This window comes from Cupriavidus sp. 01L45, assembly GCF_056399885.1.
Window position 1 is genome coordinate 59,932 of the sequence record NZ_JBFTSG010000035.1, and the last position, 20,239, is coordinate 80,170.

15 protein-coding genes are annotated in these 20,239 nt (G+C 66.3%); 10 read left to right on the top strand and 5 right to left on the bottom strand.

Annotated features, from left to right (window positions below):
• Positions 1 to 24 precede the first annotated feature (24 nt).
• The 3 genes from AC1DT6_RS23215 to AC1DT6_RS23225 all read right to left on the bottom strand — a co-directional run bounded on the left by AC1DT6_RS23215 (position 25) and on the right by AC1DT6_RS23225 (position 3,250).
• Positions 25 to 396: a DMT family transporter gene (locus tag AC1DT6_RS23215; RefSeq protein ID WP_035862867.1), complete on the bottom strand. Its 372-nt coding sequence runs from the start codon at positions 394 to 396 to the stop codon at positions 25 to 27.
• The gene (locus AC1DT6_RS23220; RefSeq protein ID WP_441628442.1) at positions 393 to 2,165 is read right to left on the bottom strand and encodes a glycosyltransferase family 39 protein; all 1,773 of its coding nucleotides are present in this window, start codon (positions 2,163 to 2,165) and stop codon (positions 393 to 395) included. Before AC1DT6_RS23220 ends, AC1DT6_RS23215 begins: the two co-directional genes overlap by 4 nt.
• A gap of 521 nt (positions 2,166 to 2,686) precedes the next feature.
• Positions 2,687 to 3,250 carry an HdeD family acid-resistance protein gene (locus tag AC1DT6_RS23225; RefSeq protein ID WP_441628440.1) on the bottom strand — a complete coding sequence of 188 codons (564 nt, stop codon included), beginning with the start codon at positions 3,248 to 3,250 and terminating at the stop codon, positions 2,687 to 2,689.
• A gap of 152 nt (positions 3,251 to 3,402) precedes the next feature.
• Between AC1DT6_RS23225 and AC1DT6_RS23230 the strand changes: the two genes are divergently transcribed.
• Positions 3,403 to 4,293: a hypothetical protein gene (locus AC1DT6_RS23230; protein WP_441628438.1), complete on the top strand. Its 891-nt coding sequence runs from the start codon at positions 3,403 to 3,405 to the stop codon at positions 4,291 to 4,293.
• An 83-nt stretch (positions 4,294 to 4,376) separates the two neighbouring features.
• Here AC1DT6_RS23230 and AC1DT6_RS23235 read toward each other — a convergent pair whose 3' ends face one another.
• Both AC1DT6_RS23235 and AC1DT6_RS23240 read right to left on the bottom strand, forming a co-directional pair.
• Complete coding sequence (locus AC1DT6_RS23235) at positions 4,377 to 4,688, bottom strand: amino acid ABC transporter permease (protein ID WP_441628436.1); 312 nt, start codon at positions 4,686 to 4,688, stop codon at positions 4,377 to 4,379.
• Positions 4,689 to 5,069: 381 nt separating this feature from the next.
• On the bottom strand, positions 5,070 to 6,008 hold the full coding sequence (locus AC1DT6_RS23240) for an amino acid ABC transporter substrate-binding protein (protein WP_477114930.1): 939 nt from the start codon (positions 6,006 to 6,008) through the stop codon (positions 5,070 to 5,072).
• Positions 6,009 to 6,268: 260 nt separating this feature from the next.
• On the opposite strand from AC1DT6_RS23240, the gene AC1DT6_RS23245 reads away from it, so the two are divergent.
• The 9 genes from AC1DT6_RS23245 (at position 6,269) to AC1DT6_RS23285 (ending at position 20,214) form a co-directional block, all read left to right on the top strand.
• The gene (locus AC1DT6_RS23245) at positions 6,269 to 8,050 is read left to right on the top strand and encodes a DUF2138 family protein (protein WP_441628434.1); all 1,782 of its coding nucleotides are present in this window, start codon (positions 6,269 to 6,271) and stop codon (positions 8,048 to 8,050) included.
• Positions 8,050 to 8,745 (top strand): DUF1175 domain-containing protein, encoded by a 696-nt coding sequence (locus AC1DT6_RS23250; protein ID WP_441628432.1) that lies wholly within the window; start codon positions 8,050 to 8,052, stop codon positions 8,743 to 8,745. The genes AC1DT6_RS23245 and AC1DT6_RS23250 overlap by 1 nt, the downstream gene beginning before the upstream one ends.
• A 17-nt stretch (positions 8,746 to 8,762) precedes the next feature.
• Positions 8,763 to 13,502: an alpha-2-macroglobulin family protein gene (locus AC1DT6_RS23255; RefSeq protein WP_477114938.1), complete on the top strand. Its 4,740-nt coding sequence runs from the start codon at positions 8,763 to 8,765 to the stop codon at positions 13,500 to 13,502.
• 7 nt (positions 13,503 to 13,509) lie between these two features.
• Complete coding sequence (locus AC1DT6_RS23260; RefSeq protein WP_477114931.1) at positions 13,510 to 15,276, top strand: DUF2300 domain-containing protein; 1,767 nt, start codon at positions 13,510 to 13,512, stop codon at positions 15,274 to 15,276.
• Positions 15,273 to 16,100, top strand: coding sequence for a YfaP family protein (locus AC1DT6_RS23265; RefSeq protein WP_430869796.1), 828 nt, complete (start codon positions 15,273 to 15,275; stop codon positions 16,098 to 16,100). Before AC1DT6_RS23260 ends, AC1DT6_RS23265 begins: the two co-directional genes overlap by 4 nt.
• Positions 16,101 to 16,170: 70 nt before the next feature.
• Positions 16,171 to 17,010, top strand: coding sequence for a YfaP family protein (locus AC1DT6_RS23270; RefSeq protein ID WP_441634583.1), 840 nt, complete (start codon positions 16,171 to 16,173; stop codon positions 17,008 to 17,010).
• Between the two features lie 66 nt (positions 17,011 to 17,076).
• Positions 17,077 to 18,258, top strand: a complete 1,182-nt coding sequence (locus AC1DT6_RS23275) for an MGDG synthase family glycosyltransferase (protein WP_441634585.1) — start codon at positions 17,077 to 17,079, stop codon at positions 18,256 to 18,258.
• Position 18,259: 1 nt separating this feature from the next.
• A complete protein-coding gene (locus AC1DT6_RS23280) occupies positions 18,260 to 18,784 on the top strand; it encodes a hypothetical protein (RefSeq protein ID WP_441634587.1) in 525 nt (174 codons plus the stop codon).
• 311 nt (positions 18,785 to 19,095) lie between these two features.
• A complete protein-coding gene (locus AC1DT6_RS23285; protein ID WP_441634589.1) occupies positions 19,096 to 20,214 on the top strand; it encodes an acyltransferase family protein in 1,119 nt (372 codons plus the stop codon).
• Positions 20,215 to 20,239 lie beyond the last annotated feature (25 nt).

Genomic DNA, 20,239 nt, shown 5'->3' on the forward strand with positions numbered 1-20,239 from the left:
GCTCTTGGTACGGGGTGACGGTAATCAGGAACGGGCAACAAGGAACACGCCTGCGAGGATCAGCAGCATGCCGGCCACGCGCATCGGGCCGATCATTTCGCCGAACAGGTACCAGGCAGCCAGGGCATTCACTACATAACCGAGCGAAAGCATCGGGTAGGCGATCGACACATCGACGCGCGACAAGCCGACGATCCATACGCCGACACTGACCACATACAGGGTCAGCCCGGCCAGCACCGGCCACTGCGTCAACACGCGCAGGGCGGTGGTGAACAGCGTGGCGCGGTCGAGCGTGATGGCGCCCACCGCATTGGTGCCGGCCTTGAGCAGCAACTGGGCGCACGCATTAAGCAGCACGCCAGTAAAGATAAATGCGAAGGTGGAAAGCGTCATGGCGCGCGGTTCGGTTCTTGCGGTGTTGCTGCCGGCGCCTGGCCGGGGGGCGGGAAATTGGTGACCGCCACGCGGCGCTTGTCTTGCCCGATCTTGTACATCGGCACCTTGCGCTCTTCAAGCAGCTTGTAGGTGGAGGCCGACATGATACCTACGGCGTGCTGGCCATCCTGCCATTTTGCAATAAAGGCTTCCAGCGTGGGCAGCCATTTCCCGGGCTCCTGCTTGGTGCCGAACTCGAGTTCGTCGGGCCATTCCACCATGATGGTGGTGCGGCGCAGGTAATAAGGCAAGGTGTGGTCCAGCATGCGCACGCCGTAGATCGGCATGTCATCGGTAAGGACCGCCTTGATGGCCGGGACCATGTCCACGCCCGAAGTCGGCCGCCCCATCACTTCATGGCCGAGCAGCGCTACGGTAAAGCTGCTGAACATGCCCAGCGCATAGAACGTGATGCTGACCATCAGGCCTTTGCTGGCCAGCAGCTTGCGCGCCAGGAAGATGCCGCCGAGCATCAGCACGAAGGCCGCGCCAACCCACACCGCGAACAGGCGGTACAGTTCATTGGGCGTATTGTCGGAGTTCAGGGTGGCCACCACGGGGCTGGCCAGCAAGCCGAGCGCAGCCACTACCAGCATGCCATTGAGCTGGCGCTTCCAGGCCTTCTCGTCAATCTCCTTGAGCGCGACCGCCGCCAGGATAGCCAGAGCCGGGAAGATCGGCACGATGTAGCCGGGCAGCTTGGAGCTGGACAGGCTGAAGAAGACAAAGATGGCAATGGCCCAGATCCCTGCCAGCAACGCCGGCTGGAATGGTTTGACGGTGGCCGTGCGGGCCGCGGCGGCGCCGCCGCGCATCGCCTGCCACATGCGCGGCATCAGGCCCAGCCAGGGGATGAAGCCGGCCACCAGCAGCGGCACGAAATACCATAGCGGGCCCTTGCGGGAGTGCACCGTCGAGGTATAGCGCTGCCAGTGCTCATGGATAAAGAAGAAATTGAGGAACTCCGGATTGCGCTCCGACACCAGCCAGAACCAGGGCACCGTGACGATCAGCATCAGCGCGATGCCGGTGATCAGGTGCAGGCGGCGCCACAGGCCAAAATCGCGCGAAACCAGGGTGTAGATCACCAGTACCAGCCCCGGCAGGGCGATGCCCACCAGGCCCTTGGTCAGGATCGCCACGCCCATGGCCACCCAGCAAGCCCACATCCAGTAGCGGCGCGCGGCCGGCGTGGCGGAGGGATGCTGGGCCAGCAGCATGAAGGCCAGCACGCAGGCCATGGCGCCGGACAGGGTCATGTCCAGCGAGTTGAAGTGCGCGGCCACGCTCCACATGGGCGCGGCCACCAGGACCAGGCCGGTCAGCAGGGCGACGCGCGCGCCATACCAGCGATGTGCCGCCAGCACGGAAGCCAGCAGGCCGATCATGCCCGACAGCGCCACGCAGAGGCGGGCCTGCCAGTCACCTACGCCGAACAGGGTGTAGGACAGGGCCGTCACCCACATATGGAAGGGCGGCTTTTCGAAGTATTTGAGCGCGTTGTAGCGAATCGTGACCCAGTCACCGCTGGCAAACATCTCGCGGGCGATCTCGGCATAGCGCCCTTCATCGGAGCGCAGCAGGTGGCGTGCGTCGAGCGTGCCGAACCAGACCAGGAGAATAAACAGGCAAACCAGTGCAATCGCGCCAATCGGCAGGCCGGCGGATTGCGAAACACCTTGTGCGGTGCTTCGCGAGGTATCTCGCGAGGTCACGGAACTACGCATACGTCTCCTGGAAACTGATCGGGTGGCCGTTGGGCTTGCGCCCGGAACGGCCGATTCTCGGGCCTGACGGAATGTAACGGTCGTGGCGCCTGCCGCCGCCGGGTAGGCCAGTCGCCACAACCTGCGGCTTCAGGCCCGTTGGTTTGCCCCGCCTGCGGCCATTGCAGGCAAGCGCACCGGTTCGCCATGGCGCGACCGCCCCCAGCACGCTTAGCATGCCGCTGCCGCCCTGAGGTCCCGGAAATCACTCCGGCTGGCGCCACACCCTAGACGGTACGGGGAGCCCGGAGAAAACATCACAACGCGGCAACCGTAGCTTCGGTAGACACAAAGTAAGGGCAATCGATCCTGCCGGCCGCCTTTGCTTTTATGCCTTCCAAGCGCTTGGCCTTCCATGCCCTTGCCGCATGACTAACCGTAGTTACTATGTGACAAAGGCGCGCAATGTTAGCACGACCGCCGGGACCCGCCGCCGCTCGCTGGGCCAGCGCTCCCAGGCCGATCCAGGCAGGTTGCGCCTCTCAGGTTAAAAGTGATGTATTGGGCGTGTTTCTGGCGCCCCGTAAACGCAGCGAGACGCCGATAAGCAGGATGCCGCACACCACCGCCCAGGCACCGATCAGCCATAGGAGCGCCAGCGCGCCGGCAAGCGGTTGCCAAAGCAGCAAAAAGGCGAACACGATGCTGACCAGTCCGGCCAGCACCAGCCACCATTCATTAGGAATGTCCTTACGCAGGCGTATGGCGGCGACGATCTGCAAGACGCCCGTGGCGAGCGTCCAGGCGGCGATATATAACAGCAGGGAAAACGCGGTCACAACGGGGCTGAACCAGGTCAGCAGGCCCACGCCAAGCCCAAGCAGGCCCTGAAGTGCGAGGATGCCGCGATCACTGGCTTCCCGCTGGCTGCCTGAGATTGCCATCAGCAGCGCGGTGATGCCGTCGGCGGCGGCAAAGGCGCCGAACAGCAGCACGAGCGCGGCCAGCGTGGCAATGGGGGCGAAAAAGGCACAAAACCCGAAAACAATGGCGAAAATGCCGCGTAGTGCCACGACCCACCAAAGCTTGGCGTAATACTGAAGCATAGGAACTCCCTTGCAAGCTGCCGGCACCGGGCCAGCAGTGATGAAGACCGTCGAAGATCGGCAAGACAGGCGTGCAAAAAAGCGCTAATTTCTAGCCAGCGATCCTTCGGCGGAACGGACGGGGGCGTGAAATCATTCTAGACAGGAATCATGTGAGGACAAAGGCGCAAAGGGCAAAGGCTGCGGCGGTTGCCGGAGTTGTGTGGCTGGCAGCGGGTAATCCTGCGCAGGCGCAGACCACCTCAGTGGCCGCCGCGGCCCCGGCCGATAGTGCGCCGTTGCGACCCCTTGCCGTGCTTTGCGATGCGCCCTGGTTCCGTTCCGGTTCACGGGTGCAGATGGAGGGCGATGGCGCCATGCCCATGTCGGTCACCATGACATTGCGGCGCACCACCAAGAGCCCGACAGGATGCCGGGCGCAACTCGAGGTGCGTTCCAAGTCGGCATTGTCCGCGCTGATGGGGCCGCCGGTCATCATGAACCAGGTCCACATGGTCAATATCGACCGCCGTTCCGCTACCGCCAGGAGCAGCATTGAGAGCGAGCATGCCGTCATCAACGCGCAGGGGCGCTATGCGCGCATGTATGGCGAGGCCGCCTTCAGGGGCCAGGGTGTGTTCAGCTATGCGGGCATGGATATCCACGAGGGCAGCACCATCGAGGGCGAGGCGTTCGAGTCCAGCGTATCGCTGCAGATATTTCCGCTGGGCGCGGATGAGGTCGTGGGAAGCATGCGCGCGCTGTACGCCTCGATCAGTGTCAGCTCCCGCCATGTGGGCAAGCGCCAGATGATCGATACCGTGCTGGGGCGCAAGGAGTGCATGCCCATCACCTACGAAAAGCGGACCTCGCTGGGGCCGCTGATGGTGGGAGAGGAGGTGGTGCAGGTCGAGCCCACCGTCATGCACGTAACGGACTGGTATTGCCCTGCCGAGGCATTCGTGCTGCGTACGGAGATCCGCCAGCAGGATAAGGTACAGCGTATCGACGTCACGGCGATGGAGTTGGACACGACAGCACCTGACGTTCCCCCCACGCGATAGCGCACGGACGCGCAAGACAAAAAGCCCGCCAGGATCGGCGGGCTTTTTGCTGGCGAGCGCCGGGTTCCGGCGCGCCTTGCCGGTCAGCTGGCGGCTGCGGCCGATGCAGCGGGCTTCTTGCTCTTGCTATTGCTCTTGGTCTTCTTGGCCGGCTTCTTGGCCTCCGGCGCCGAGGCGTCGGTCAGGTCCGTGCGGGTGCTCTTGTTCGCGCCCTGGGAATACGGGTCGAACTTGTCACCGGACTTGGCACCCTGGCTGTACGGGTCGAACTTCTCGCCCGACTTGGCGCCCTGGCTATACGGGTCGAATTGTTTCTTGCCGGTGGATTGCGCCTGGGCAGCCACGGAGACGGCGCCAATGCACAGCGCGATGGCTGTCGCGACGAACTTATTCATGTTTTCTCCTGGAAAATGCCGCCTTCCGGCGGTTCGAATACGCGGAAACTGACGGGGGAAGGTGGCCTTGCCAAGGGCCAGGCACCATGCCGGGTTTGTCCGCCTGGTCCCAGTGTCGCCAACATTTCGCCCGGCTGTCAACACGTGCTGTATTGTGAAATGCACAGCTTTGTGCTGACTTATGGAAAGCCGCTATTGCCTTTGTCGGCAAGACTTGCTTGACGGTTAATGCTGAATATGAATTGTTGAGCACTTTGGCGGCTGTCGGCGCGCAGTGCTGCGAGTTCGGCTCCGTTGGGCGCCCGGCGCACGCTGACGCTTGCGAAAAAAAAGCCCCCGGGAGCCTGGCGGCCGCGGAGGCTTCCGATGCGTCGTCAGGATTTATTCCGTGGCGACGTCCGAAGGGTGTTTCCATGCATCCCGCACCTGCGTGCTCGGCGCCAGTGCAAGATTGATATTGCGCGCGCCGATCGGCTGCTGGAACCATTGCTTCTGCAAGGCGACGACCTGCGGGCCCGCGAATACCGACGCGAGGGTCTGGTCGACGAGTTGCTTCCATTCCGGGTCCGCCCTGGACATCATCAACGCATTCTGCTCGACCGACAGGGCGGGACCCACGATTACGAACTGCGACGGGTCCTTGGCGCGGGCGCGCAGCCCCGACAGCAACACGTCGTCCATCACAAACGCCTGGGCGCGGCCGGATTCCRGCAGCAGGAAGGACTCGCCATGATCCTTGGCGTAGATGTCGTGGTAACCATACTGGCTCTTCAGGCGGCGCACGTGGCGGTCGCCGGTGGAGCCGGCGCTCGTTACCACGTTCTTGCCGCGCAGGTCATCGAATGACTGGATGCCGGAGTCCGCGCGCACCAGCATGCGTACCGTGGAGATGTAATGGGAGACGCTGAAAGCTACCTGCTTCTGGCGCTCCAGCGAATTTGTATTGGGCGCGCAATCCAGATCCACCAGCCCGTTGACCACGGCCGGGATGCGGTTCTGCGGCGTGAGCGGCATCCATCGCACCTTGATCGTCTTCAGCCCAAGCTTCACGCGCGCGGCTTCGGCGGCGCGCAGGCACAAGTCCACCGCGTAGCCCGCAGGCTCGCCCTTGTCGTCGGCGAAGGAGAACGGCAGGGCCGATTCCCGGTAGCCAAGCACGATCGTGCCGGTATTGCGAATCTTGTCCAGTACCGGGCTTTGCGCCTGGGCTGCCTGAGGGGCGGAGAACGACAGCGCGGCCGCCGCGGCGAAGACTAGCTTGACCAGCAGGTGCGAGGCGCGCGATGCGCCGGCGCTGGTCAAAGTGGAAAACGGAAACATATGTCGAATATTTCAAAAACCGCAAGGCTACGCCCGAGGCCTTGCTAGGCAAAGTACATCTTCGTCATTAGCAAATATCCGCCGGGGATTAGCCAGAGGCAATGCGATGCCGCGGATGAGCGGTTTCCCGGCGCGCGCAGCGCCCGGCGCGGTTTCACAAAATTTCACGTTCGTCGGGTTGCGGCGGACTGGATGTGCGCGGTACGCTACCGGGTTCGCTGCGTCTGTGACGTGCAGTGATCACGATAGCGAAGGGAATCATGACTATTTCGCGCAAGAAGATCGCGCTGGGTGCTGTTGCGCTGGCAGTAGCCGCGGGTGTCGCGGTGCAACTGGTCTGGCACCCGTTCGGCCGCGCCTGGAAGGGGCAGCCGCGCCAGCTTGAGCTTGATTTCAACCGCCCGGACGCGCTGGCCGACAGCGAAAGCCTGTCCAGCCTGCCGCGCGACATGCTGCGCGTGCCGCTGTTGCGGGACGTGCTCACCGAAGATTTCGTCAATTACTACGAAGACAATGAAGGCCGTCTGTCCGCTGCCGGCGCCTTGCGCCGCATAGCCTTCGAACACGAGCTGGACTGGAGCGACGCATTGCTCAAGCGCGTGTTCGACGAACCGGGCCGGCTCATGGCGTGGCGCGGCGCCGATGGCACCTTGCGCTATTGGGCGCTGTCGATGGAGCGCAACGGGCTGGCCAAGGTGCTGCAGACTCTGGGCACCATCGCCCCGGCCGACACGCAACTGAGCCGCGCCGGCGAAATCGACGGCACGCCGCTGTACGCGCTGCGGGTCGGGCCGGCGCGCAGCCTGCTGCTGGCGGGCAAGGGCGACCGGCTGGTGATCCTGTCCGAAGCAGGCATGTTGCTCGACGCCGAGAGCAAACCGATTGCGGCCCGCGCCAAGGCAGTGGCCGCCTGGCTGTCCGACGACGCCGGCGCCCGCGAGGCCCCGCTGCAATCGTTCGCACTGGATGCCGCCAAGGGTCCGTCCAAGGGCCACCGTGTGGTGGTGGGGGCGAACTACCTCTCGTTTGGCTACCAGGCCTTCTTTCCAGGCATCGAAGCGCTGCGCTTCGATCTTGCCGGCGCCGACCCCAAGGCTGGAGCCGACGATGTCGTCTGGCGCAGCGCGGTGCTGGTAGATGGCGCGCGCCTGCCCGGCCAGTGGAACACGGCCGAACTCTGGAAGGCCTTGCCGGCCGACCCCGCCGCTTGCGCCACGCTGCCGGTCGACTGGCAGGCCGCCGGCAAGATGTTGCAAAAGGTCAGTGACGGCAAGGAGGAACTGGCAACGCAGGTGGGGCAGGCCTTCGACGGCCCGGCCGCGGTGTGCTGGTACAGCAAGTCGGCGCTGGTGGCGCCTCTGTTCGTCGCGCGGATCAAGTCGGCTGACGCCGCCGCCACGTTGCGCCCGGTACTGGCGAGTCTGTTCGGGCAGGTGATCGGCGCCTACGAGCCCAATGCCGGTGGCGAGAAGGGCGCGTACGCGCGGCTGCCGGTGCAGAACCGCGAGGGCGCTGGCGGGGCCGTGCTCTGGTCGCGCGCGGTCAGCTCGCCCTACGGCACGCGCGAGGCCAAGGGTGCGCCGTTCGCGGCCCAGTTGTCGGCGGGCGCCTATTTCCCCGTGACGCTGGCGCTGGCTGGCAATATCGTGCTGTTCTCGCCTGATGGCGCGCTGGTCGACGATGCGCTGGCGGTGCAGGGCAAGCGCTTTCCGGCGGCGGCCGACACCATGCAGCGTGGCCAGCAGGCTCGCACCGTGCTGAGCTTCACCCCTTCGGCGCTGGCGCCCCTGGTGCGGCGCGAGGCCACGAAGGCATTGCCCGCGGACCAGGAGGCCTTGTTCCTGAACGCGGCGCGCGCGCACCTGTTCCCCAAGCTGAAGGCGCTGGCGACCTACCCGGCGGTGTCATTGGTGCTGGCCGACAGCCTGCCGTCCGGACGTGGGTGGGTGCAGGTGAACTGGCAACAGGCAGGCTTGCCGCCGCGCGGCGTGCTGGCTGCGGCACCGTTGGCGACCCCGTCGGCGCAAGAGGCCGCGCAGTGATGGCTGTAAGCCGAGGCCGCCGCGCAATGCTGGCGGCGCTGGTGGCTGGCTTGCCGCTGGCTGGCAGCGGCCGCGCCTGGGCCTTGTCGGGTCTGGATGCCGGCACGCCCGGGGCGGACTCGCTCGATGTCACGCAGTCGGCGGCGTTTCGCGCATGGTTCGTACGCATCGTCGGCGAGCAATTGCGCCAGGGCCCGACCCCGCGCTGGTACCAGCGCGATTGCGCGGGTCTGGTGCGCTTTGCCGTGGGCGAGGCGCTCAAGGTGCATGACGCACGCTGGCTGCGTGCCAACGGCATGCAAGGCGGTGCTTCGGCACGCCAGCTGCCGCCTGAGCTGAGCCTGAGCCCGGGCCAGCGAACGCTTGGCCAGCGCTGGACCCGCGCCGACGGCAGTACAGGGGCTTATGCCTCGGCCCTTGCGCTGGTGCAGGGCAATAGCCGCTTCGTTGCCCGGAACGTCAACCTGGCCCAGCCCGGCGACCTGCTTTTCTACGACCAGGGCGACGAACAGCACCTGATGATCTGGATGGGCCAGTACCTGGCCTACCACACCGGCACCGTGACCAGTACCGATAACGGCCTGCGTGCCGTCACCCTTTCCCGTCTGATGCAATGGAACGATTCGCGCTGGCAGCCGCAGGACGGCAATCCCAATTTCATCGGCGTATTCCGTTTCGCCTTTTTGTCGAGGTAAAGACGATGCCTGTCGTCATGATGCGCGCGAGCGCGTTCCTGAATTCCGTGATTGCCCGCATGCTGCTGGCGCTTGCCCTGCTGGCCTGCGCCCACGCGGCCGCCGCCGCCGGGCAGCCCGGCGTCACGCTCGATACGGTGCCGTCCAGCGGCTACAGTGCCTTCCAGGGGCAGCCGTTCTTCCTGCTGTCGGACGCCAGTTTCGGCAGTGACCAGACCGCGCAGGTACGGCTGGAAGCGCCGGGGCGCGAATACAAGAGTGAGCTGCAACGCTACGGTGGCGCCGATGTCCTGGTGTACCGGGTCGCGGACCCGATTGCCTTCCTGAAGGCGCAAAAGAACCTCCACCGCATCGACGTCAAGGCGAATTACCGTGGAGAAGGGCTGGCCAATACCCTGTCCTACCTCTGGGATAGYTGGTACAAGCAGGCGCGCCGCGCATGGCAGCGCGTGCTGTCGTTCGCCACCCGCAGCAAGGCGGTGGAGGAATCCCCGCAGTTCAGCATGGGCGACCAGATCTCCCAGCCCACCCGCTTCGAGAACAATCCGCAGTATGAGCCGCTCAAGGGCTATGACGTGGTCGAGCGTTTCCGCTACCCGATCTGGGATGCCAGGGAGATCCAGCCGCCGAAGGACGTCAAGCTCGAAGGCAGCAGCAGCGAATTCCTGCCGCGCGACGTCGGCAATGTCATGGTGCCGCTGGGCAAACTCAAACCGGGCCTGTATATCGTCGAAGCCATTATCGGCACTTACCGTGCCCATACGCTGCTGTTCGTCTCCGACACCGTGGCCATTACCAAGAGCACGGGCAACGGCATGCTGGTCTGGGCCGCGCACCGCAAGAGCGGGCGTCCCGTTGCCGGCGCCAGCCTGTCCTGGACCGATGGCCTGGGCGTGCTGCAGAGCGCGACCACCGGCGCCGACGGTGCGGCGGAACTGGCCCATACCAGCCCGGAACGCAGCTACCTGCTGGGCGTGGACCCGGCCGGCGGTGCCTTTATCTCGGAAAACTTCTACTACGACAGCGAGATCTTCAACACCAAGCTGTACGCCTTCACCGACCGGCCGCTATACCGCCCCGGCGACGAGGTCCGGGTCAAGTTCATCGGCCGCAATTTCCGCAACGCCACCGAATCGGGGCCGGCCGCGGCGGGTGATATCAAGCTGGAGGTCCTGGACCCCAATGGCGCGCCACTGGCTTCGGTCGGTACCGCGCTGGCGGCCGACAATGGCGCCGATGCGCGCTTCACGCTGCCGGCCAATGCACTAGCCGGCGGCTATACGCTGCGCTTCGACTACGGCGGCAATACCTACGGCGGCGCTTTCCGCGTGGCGGAATACATCAAGCCGCATTTCGACGTCAATCTCGCACTGGACAAGGCCGACTACGCAACTGGCGAGGCGGTCAAGGGCAAGATCCAGTTGCGCTATCCGGACGGCAAGCCCGTCAAGGATGCCAGGCTGTCTGTCAGCCTGCGCGCGCAGCAGGTGACGATGGTGGAGGGCGAGCTGCAGTATGCCGGCCTGTTCCCGGTCAAGCTGGAGCAACAGGAACTGACCACCGACGGCAGCGGCAATGCCGCGCTGACCCTGCCCGCGGCCAAGGATCCGAGCCGTTATGTGGTCACGGTGTTTGCCAACGACGGTGCGGCCTATCGGGTCAAGGTCACGCGCGAACTGCTGATCGCGCGCGGCGCCACGCCGTACAAGCTGACCGCGCCCGCCAATTTCACCAACCCCGGCCAGAGCGTGACCTTCCAGTTGCAGGCGCTCGCGGCTACCGGTCAGGCACCGGCGCAGGCCCCCGCCAAATGGGAGCTGGTGCGGCTCGAGTCGCGCACCCGCAGCGAAGGCGCGCTCGGCGCCGCCGCAAACGGTGCACTGGCGTTCCCGGTCAAGTTCGAGCAGCCGGGGTCGTACACGCTCTCCGTCAAGGATGGCGCCGGCAATCTGCTGGCCGCCGCCAGCCACTGGGTGGCGGGCGAGGGCCTGCAGACCGTGCCGGGCAATATCGAGATCGTGTTCGATCGCGACCGCTACCGCATCGGCGACACCGCCGAGGCGCTGGTGACGTTCCCGCTCGCCGTGGATGACGCCTTGCTGACGCTGGAGCGCGACCGGGTGGAGCGGCGCGGCCTGCTTTCCATGGGCGGCGACTGGCTCTCGCTGGAGAAGGTCACCGACAGGCAGTGGCGCGCACGCATCAAGGTGGGCAACGATTTCAGCCCCAACATGACGTTCTCGGTGCTGTACGTGAAGGACGGCGATTATGTGTTCCAGAACGCCGGCATTGCCGTGGTGCAGCCGACCATCGAACTGACGGTCAGGAGCGAAAAGCCTGTCTATGCCCCTGGCGACACAGTCACGCTGGACCTGACGAGCGCCTTTAACGGCAAGCCCGTGCCGGCCAATCTCACCGTCAGCGTGGTCGACGAGATGGTCTATGTGCTGCAGCCGGAGATCGCGCCGAGCATTGTCGACTTTTTCTACCATCCACGCCGCAACAGCGTGCGCACCACGTCCAGCCTGAATTTCATCGGCTACGACCTTGCCGTCTCGGCCCAGCCGGGTGCTGGCGGGCCGGAGCGGGGCCGCTACAACGAGCGCGGCGTGAAGGTGCTGGAACGCCCGCGCCGCGATGAGAAGGACACTGCTGCGTGGGAGGCCAACCTGCGTACCGGCGCCGACGGGCGGACGCGCATGAGCTTCACCATGCCCGATTCGCTGACCCGCTGGCGCGTCACGGTGCGTGCCATGTCGGGCGATGGCATGGTCGGGCAGCGCACCGCCAGCATCCGTTCCGACAAGGGCCTGTATCTGAAGTGGACCGGGCCGCAGCGCTACCGTGCCGAGGACGCCCCGCGCATCGACATGGTGGCCTTCAACCAGGGCKAGCAGGAAGTGGCGGCGGATCTCGTGGTGATCGGCGCCGGCCTGAACGTCAACCAGAGCGTGGCGCTCAAGCGTGGCGCCAACTACGTGCGCCTGCCGGTCTCGCAAAGCGCCTTGCAGAGCGGCGTGGTCAATGCCGAGATCAAGGTGCAGGGCAAGACGGTGGATCGCTTGCAGACGACGCTCACGGTCGAGCCCACTGGCTGGCTCTCGCAGCGAGAGCTGACGTTGCCGCTGGCCGGCGCCAACGCCGCGTTCAAGCTGCCGGCGGATGCGCAGGATGTGCGCCTGCGCTTCGTGGATGGCGCCGCCAGCCAGTTCGCCCGCGTGGCCGACGATCTGCTGGCCTATCCCTACGGCTGCACCGAGCAGACGGCCAGCCGGCTGATCCCGCTGGCTTTGGCGCAGCGCAGCCTTGCGGCCACTGGTGCCGACACCGGCGGCGGCACGCAGGGCATCGACGCGCTGCTGCGCACCCAGCGCCAGCGCCTGGCGCTGCTGGCCGGCGTCAATGGCCAGTTTGGCTGGTGGGGCGATACGGTGGGCAATAGCGGGCTGCTGACGGCCTATGCCTACTACGCCGACTGGCTGGCAACGCGTGCCGTGGGCATCAGCCTGCCGCCCGATCACTGGAAGCGCACGCTGGAAGCCTACAAGCAGGCCATGAAGGAGCCGCTGCTGCATCGCACGCTAGCCCTCTGGTTCATCAACGAGATGGGCCTGCCGGTCGCCACGCAGCTCGGCGGTTTGGCCGGTGAGCTGGCGCGTCCCGGTGCCGATGTGCCCGGTGCCGCGGCGGGCGAAAGCCTGGTGTTCGCCGCGCCGGATTCGCTGCAAGGCCGCCGTGTGGCGGCGGTGCTGGCGGCGCAGCTTTACAGGCAGATCGGCCAGCCGATGCCGGAAGGCCTCGCCGGCGCCGCGGACGCCGCGCGCCAGGCACTGGCTAACGACCCGTCGCCGCTGGTGCAGAGCCTGCTTCTGATGGCCGGCAAGGGCGCAGCCACCTCCGACGTGCAGGCGCTGCTGGCGCGCGCGGGCGCCGCCTCGCCCACCATCGACCGGGCGGTGACGCTGGTCTGGCTCAACAAGGCCCTTGGCGGCGGCCTGGGCCGTGGCCTGGCCGGCGAAGGCGATCCCGCGCTGCGCGTGCCGCAGGGCAACTGGAAGGCCGCGCGTAGCCAGCTAGGCCTGCCGGAATGGCGCTGGAACGGGCCGCAACTGCCCGAGACGCTGGCCCTCACCGTGCCGCAGAACATGGAAGCGGCGTCGCAATCGTTCAATACGAATGCGGTGCTGTCCTACCGCAGCCGTGCCCAGGAGGCCTCGCGCTTGCCTGTCGGCATCGAACGCAAGCTCTATCGCCTGGTACCCACCAGCGATGGCGCCGCGAAAGAGGGCAAGCAAGCCGAGGCAGCCGCCGCGGGTACGGCTGGCCTGGCGTTCTCGGCCAAGCCGGTCAAGCCGGGCTACAAACTCGACAGCAATACGCTCTATGTCGATGAGATCGTGCTGAGCCCGCGCCAGGGCACGTTCCGCTACGGCCTGGTAGAGGCGCCGCTGCCGCCGGGCGGCGAGGTCGAAGGCACGACCTGGGGCCTGCGCATCGAGGGGCTGCCGGATCCGGACAACAAGGCCACGGGCCTGCAGCCGTTCCAGCGCGCGGTCACCTACGAGATGGGCATGCTGTCCTATCACCAGCCGGTGGTCTCGCTCGAGCGCCCGGTGGTGCTGCGCCAGTTGGTGCGCTTCTCGCTGCCGGGCAAGTTCAACCTGCCGCCGGTGCGCTATTTCCGCATGTACCAGCCGGATGCCAAGGCCCTGCAAGGCGACGGCAAGACGGCCGGCTTCCCCCTGACGGTGGAGTGAGGCCGGCATGAGCGGGGCGGTGCGCAAGGCGATGGCCCGGGCTGCTTATGCGGCGTGCCGCCGGGGGTGGCGCGTGGCGGCACTCGTCGCGCTGGGCGCGGCGTGCGCCGGGACAGCGCTGGCCGCAGCGCTGGCATCCGCCCGCCCCGGCGCGGGCGAGCCCCTGCGTTTCGCGCGCCTCGCCGGCGCCGAGGCCCAGTTGTTCCATCTCGACGGCAACGCCGCAGCAGCGCCCGCGCCGCTGTCCGCGAGCTTGCAGGCGCCGCTGGGCAGCGTGTGGAAGCTGTTCGTTTACAGCTACCTGGTGGGCCGCGACAAGCCTTCGGACGATTACATCTGCCGCGGCGGCGATCCGGAGGAGGCTTACTGCTGCACGCCCGGGCAGAGCATCGATCGCGAACGCGCGCTGATCCAGTCCTGCGGACGCTATTTCGAACCACGCCGGCTGGGTTTGTCCGGTACTGACTGGCGCCGTTTCTGGAAGGAGGCCGGTGCGCCGGCATGGCTGCAGGACATGCAGGCGATGCAGCCCGAGCGCAAGGTGACCGTGGCCGATCTGCTGGCCGGGCTGCATGCGGTCCCGCCGGCCGCGCAGCAGGCCGCCGCCGCCACCCTGGTCTCCGTGCTGACCGTGGGACGCGGGGAAGGCACGCTGGCCACCTATGGCAGCCTGCTGCGCGCCAAGACCTGGACCATGCCCGATCCCGCGCGGCCGGGCGCGTCCATCGGCGGTGCCGCTGGCTGGCTGGCCGATGGCAGCCCGGTCTGGCTGGGCGGCTCCGGCGCCAGCGCCAACGTGCTGCGCCGTGCCGCGCCTCGCCTGCAGCCGCTGCTGGCATCCGTGCCGGTGCCCGATGACGGCGCTTGCGTGCTGGTCGACATGTTCGAGCGTTATCCGCTGCGCGATCTGCAAGCCGTTGGCGCCGGGGCAAAGCGGCAGGCCCCGCCGGATGGCCCGCTCAACGGCACCTTCCGCGCCGAATTCACCAACGGCAACAGCCTGYGCGTCGAAAGCCGGGGCGAGCTGACGCTGATGCGCACGCCTGGTGCCGCACCGCGCGTGCTGGGCCGCTTCGGGCTCAACGACTATGTGGCGCGGGTGGTCGAGCGCGAGGGCGACACCACCGAGCCCGAGGCCGCCCGCGCGCTGGCGGTGGCCGCGCGCAGCTACCTGATCCAGCAGGCCACGCGCGAGCAAGGCTGCTTCCATATCGCCGACAGCAGCCGCACCCAGCGCGTGCTGCCGCGCGCGCCCACCGCGGCGGCGCGCGCCGCCGCCGACCTGACCGATGCGCTGGTGCTGTCCGGCGTCGCGGTGCGCTACCACCATGATGCGGGCGGCCCGGGGCGCATGGCCTGGCTGGAGGCCCGGCGCGCTGCCGGGCAGGGCCAGGCATTCGACGCCATCCTGGCACGCTGGTGGCCACAGGCCACGCTGACCTCGTTCCAGAGCCCGGTGGCCGGAGATTGCCTGGCGGTGGCCAATGCGCGGCAATGGTTGGCCCAGCGCGCGCCCCAGTGGGAGCGCCGGCTCGCGGCGGAGCCGGGCTACGAAACCCCGCCGCTGCCTGCCGTGTGCGAAGTCCGCGAAGGGCGCCCTTATGCCGATGCCCGCCGTAACCGTCTCTATGTCCACCGGCTTGCCAGTGAGGACGATCGTGTTGCGCTGGCCCACGAATATCTCCACCTTGCGTTCGCCCGCCACCCTCGCGGGCAGGACGAAGGCTTTGTCGAAGCCCTGGCGCGCAAGTTGGTACGTACGCAGAATCCATGATGAAACCCACCCGCAAACGCATCCGCAACTGGCGCTGTGGCGCGCTGGCCCTGGCCTGTGCCGCAGCACCGCTGGCCGTGGCGGCCGAGCCGGTCGCCGATCTCGAAGGTCCGGTCGGCGGCTGGCGCCACGGTGGCCTGTCCAGCGAACTCGAACGCTACACCGCCGCCTATCCCAAGCCGCCGGTGGACCGGGGCGCGCAAAAGTACCGCACCCTGATCGAGGGGCGCCTGCGCAAAGTCGGCAAGGCCGACCGCAAGCCGCCCACCCTGGTCGTCAACGGGACCGCCATGCCGCTATATACCGACGAGCAGGGGCGCTTCGCGCGGCCCTGGGCCTTCGGCCGCGGCTCCAACAGCGTGGAAATCGTGTCCGCCGACGGCGCTTCGCGCCAGCGCTTGCAGTTCTACGAGGCCGATGCCACCAAGACCCAGGCCAAGCTGCGCGCCGTGCTGACCTGGGACGATCCCAAGGCCGAGGTCGACCTGCATGTGATTTCGCCGGATGGCGGCCATGCATTCTTTGCCAGCCCGCTGTTGCCGGAGGGGGGCGGGCTGGACGTGGACAGTGTGGACGGCGCGGGACCGGAGATATTTTCGAGCGCGGCGCCGCGTCCTGGCGTGTGGTTGTTCTATGTGAACTACTGGGGCAATTTCAACGCCGCCGGCTACAACTTCGAGAAAGGCGCGAACGAGCGCGACCTGATCACCGCCAAGCTCACGCTGATCTACAACGAGAACACGCTCAACGAAAAGCGTGAGACGCTCGTGGTGCCGCTGCGCAAGCTGGGCGAGCTGGCGCTGATGAAATCGGTGCGGTTCTGAGCAGTAGCGGGCACGCGGTCAGTAAATGCGGAAAAACAGCCGCAAAGAACGTCAGTAAGGAAGCATGGATATGCAGCGTTTGCCGAAGTTAGCCATTTTCAGCCTGACCCTGCCGGCGCTGCTGCTGGCGGGGGCCGCGCGCGCGGACGATGCCATCGAGTTCACCACGCCGCGCAACGGCTGGCGCAACTCCGCCGGAGACACCGCGGCCTCGGCCTATACGCAGGAAGTCCACTACCCCGCGGTGGCGGTTTCCACGCGGGCGGGACAGGCCGCCAGCGCGATGATCGCCGGGCGTATCCGTTCAGCGCCGAAGCCTGAGGGCGAGGCCACGAGCCCGTCGCCGGGCGGGCGCGAGCGCCGCACCGGCGCGCCGGTTGCTACCCTGGTGGTCAACGGCGTGGCCATGCCGCAACGGGTCGAGGAAGATGGCCGCTTTTCGCGGCCGTATGCCTTCTCCGGTGGCAGCAACAGCGTGGAAATCCGCAGCGCGCAGGGCGCCAGCAAGCGCGTGCAGTTCTACGACGGCTACCAGGGCAAGACACGCCCGCGTCTGCGCGTGGTGCTGTCCTGGGATAGCGATCAGACCGACCTGGACCTGCACGTGGTGGCGCCTGATGGCCAGCACACGTTCTATGCAAATCGCGTGGCCACCAATGGCGGCGCGCTCGACGTCGATGTCACCACAGGTTACGGGCCCGAGATCTATTCCATCGCCGCGCCGCCGCCCGGCACCTATCTGGTCTACGTCAACTACTACGGCAGCGGCGCCGGCCCGGAGGCCATCACCGTGGCGCAAGTCGCGTTGATCACCGATGAGAACACCCCCAACGAAAAGCAGCAGGTGTTCCTCGTGCCAATGCGCAAGGCCGGCGAACTGACCCTGATCAAGTCCTTTGTCATGAAGTGATCCCACTGCGGGCGCAAGCCTGGCATTCCCGGCCAGCCCGGATATTTCCTGGAAACCCCAATCGCCATGTCGCAGCAGAAGATCCTGTTCCTCAGCGTTTCCGCCGGCGCCGGCCACATGCGCGCCGCCGAAGCGCTTCGCCTCACCGCCGAAGCCGAATTTCCGGGCGTGCAGACGTTGCACCTCGATGTCATGGAGTACGTCCCGGCGACCTTCCGCAAGCTCTACACCGATTTCTACATCAAGCTGGTCAATAGCTATCCGGCCTTGTGGGGCATGCTGTACCAGAGAACCTCCGAGGCCGACCCGGCCGCGCCGATGCAGAAGCTGCGGCGCGCCGCCGAGCGACTGAGCACGCGCGCGCTTCGCCGCGCGATCGATGAATTTGCGCCGGATGCCATCGTCTGCACGCATTTCCTGCCCGCGGAGATCCTGATGCATGAGGTACGCCGGCTGCGGCTGGCGGTGCCGGTGTGGGTGCAGGTGACCGATTTCGATCTGCACGGCATGTGGGTGATTCCCAATATGACGGGCTATTTCGCCGCCAGCGAGGAAATCGCCTTTCGCATGCGGGCCAATCGCATCGAGGCCGGCCGCATCCATACCACCGGCATCCCGGTGGTGCCGGCTTTTTCCCACCCGCAGGATCGCCAGGCTTGCGCGCGGCACTTCGGGCTCGATGCGGCCCGGCGCACGATCATGCTGATGGGGGGCGGGGCAGGGCTGGGAGGCCTTGACGAAGTGGCCGATGCACTGATACGGCTCGATCACGATTTCCAGCTGATCGTGCTCGCCGGGCGCAATGAGACGGCGCTGGCGCGGCTCAAGACACTGGCTTGCGCGCATACCTCCCGGCTCTTCCCCTTTGGCTTCACCAACGAAGTGGAGCGCCTGATGGCGTGCTCCGACCTGGTCATCACCAAGCCCGGTGGCCTGACCACATCCGAATGCCTGGCGATGGGTGTGCCGATGGTGGTCAATGCGCCCATCCCCGGCCAGGAGGAGCGCAACGCCGATTACCTGCTGGAGCAGGGCGCTGCGCTCAAGGCAGTCGATCTCGTGTCGCTCGAATATCGTGTCCGGCTATTGCTGGCGGAGCCGGCGCGGCTCGATCAGATGCGCGTGCGCGCCCGCGCGCTGGGGCAACCGGCGGCGGCGCGCCGCGTGCTGGGAACCGTGCTGGGGCACCTGGAACGGTGCGGCCAACTGACCGGGCAGGCTGCGGGTGTGGCGCAGGCGGGACGCTGAGATGCGCGCCCTAAATCTCTCGGCTTCGCACCAGCGCGCGCAGTCCTGTCCGTCGCGGCATCCACTGGTGCTGATGCTTACCGTTGCCTGGACGCTGCTATTGGCGTATTTCTTCGCCAATGTGGAGATCCAGATCGAAGGCGCCGCGGGCTGGGCGGCAAACCTGCCCACCTGGCGCGTCGAACATCACTGGCTGCTGGAGATCTTCTGGGGCGGCCGCCCGATGACCGGTTATCACGCGTGGGTGTTCCCTTGCGTGGCACTGTTCTTCCATTTCCCGCTGGTCTACGGTGGACGCTGGAACTGGCGAGCCGAAGCGCGCGTGATCGCCTGCATCATGCTGTTCTGGATCGCCGAGGACTTCCTGTGGTTCGTGCTGAACCCGGCGTTCGGGCTGGCGCGCTTCTCACCGGATTTCGTGCCCTGGCATATTCACTGGTGGGCCGGCGCGCCGACGGATTACTGGGTTTCGCTAGCGGCGGCGGCGGTGCTTTTCTGGCTGTCGTGCCGGGTGGCGCGCCGCTAGCCGGCGCAGCGCGAATTGAATCAGGCCGAAGCCGCTTCCGCGTTGCAGCGTAAATTCCGCCAAGGCGGCGTGTCCACCGAACGCCCTGGCCGGGACAGGCTGGCAGGAGCGAGCGACGGCAGGCATCGGCCACGGTTTCTAAGCCGAAACCATATTAATGTGACGTTAAGATATCTATTTGTTGAAAAGATGTGGTGATTGTGCCTCATTGAAACAAATCGTCACGCTCCATCCTGGCCCGTTTCGGTACCGATCGTGTTTCTTGGGAGTAAAATCCGGCCCTTGTGTACTTTGTAGCATTCTTATAACAAATGAGCCCCCGTCCTTCGCGCATGGCGTGCATTGACGCTCTCAAGGCGATCAGTTCCCAACTGATCGTGCTGCACCATCTTGCCTTCTACGGCCCCATGTCCGATGCGGCGCACGTGCTGGCTCCCGACCTCCTTGACTGGTTTTCGCAGTACGCGCGTATCGCCGTTCAGGCTTTTCTCGTCATCAGCGGCTTCCTGGCGGCGCGTAGCCTGGCGCCGGGCGGGCATCTGGTGGTGCCGCATCCCTTGCAGGCGATCTGGCGCCGCTACCAGAAGCTGGTGGTGCCCTATAGCGTGGCCATCCTGATTGCGATTGCCGGTGCCGCCATTGCGCGCACCTGGATGCATCACGATTCCATTCCGTCGGCCCCCGGCCTGCATCAGTTCCTGGCGCATGTGCTGCTGTTGCACAACGTGCTCGACTTCGACGCGTTGTCGGCCGGCGTCTGGTACGTGGCCATCGATCTGCAACTGTTCGTCTTGCTGATTGTTGCGCTGTGGGCGGCGCGCCGCTGCGCGCAATGGTTCGATGTCGGCGGCAGCCCGCTCGGGCCGCTGGTGGTGGCGGGGCTGGTCGTGGCTTCGCTGTTCTGGTTTAACCGGGATGCGGCCTGGGATATCTGGGCGATTTACTTCTTCGGCGCCTATGGCATGGGCACGCTGGCGTTCTGGGCCTCCGCACCGGAGCGTTCGCCGGTTGCGTTGCTGGTGCTGGGCGCAGTGGTGCTGGCGGCACTGATCGTGGACTTCCGCCTGCGCATTGCCGTGGCGCTATCCATCGCCCTGCTGCTGGCCGTTGCGCGGCGCGGAGGGTGGCTGGATCGCTGGCCGCAGGCCCCGAGCCTGGCATTTTTCGGGCGCATTTCCTACTCGGTCTTCCTGGTGCATTTCCCGGTGTGCCTGGTCGTGAACGCGGTGGTATTCCACGTTGCACCGAATCGGCCGCTGCTCAATGCGCTGGGCATGATACTGGCATGGCTGTTGAGCAACGTTGCCGGCACCGTGTTCCACCGTTACGTGGAGAGTACCGACCCGCTACGCGCATTGCGCATGGCCTTGTGGCCGGCGCGCGCGGAACCGGCCCAGCGGCAGCAGGGCGGGCAGCATCGGTCGACCTGACCCCTCGCGATCACAGCCTAGCGGC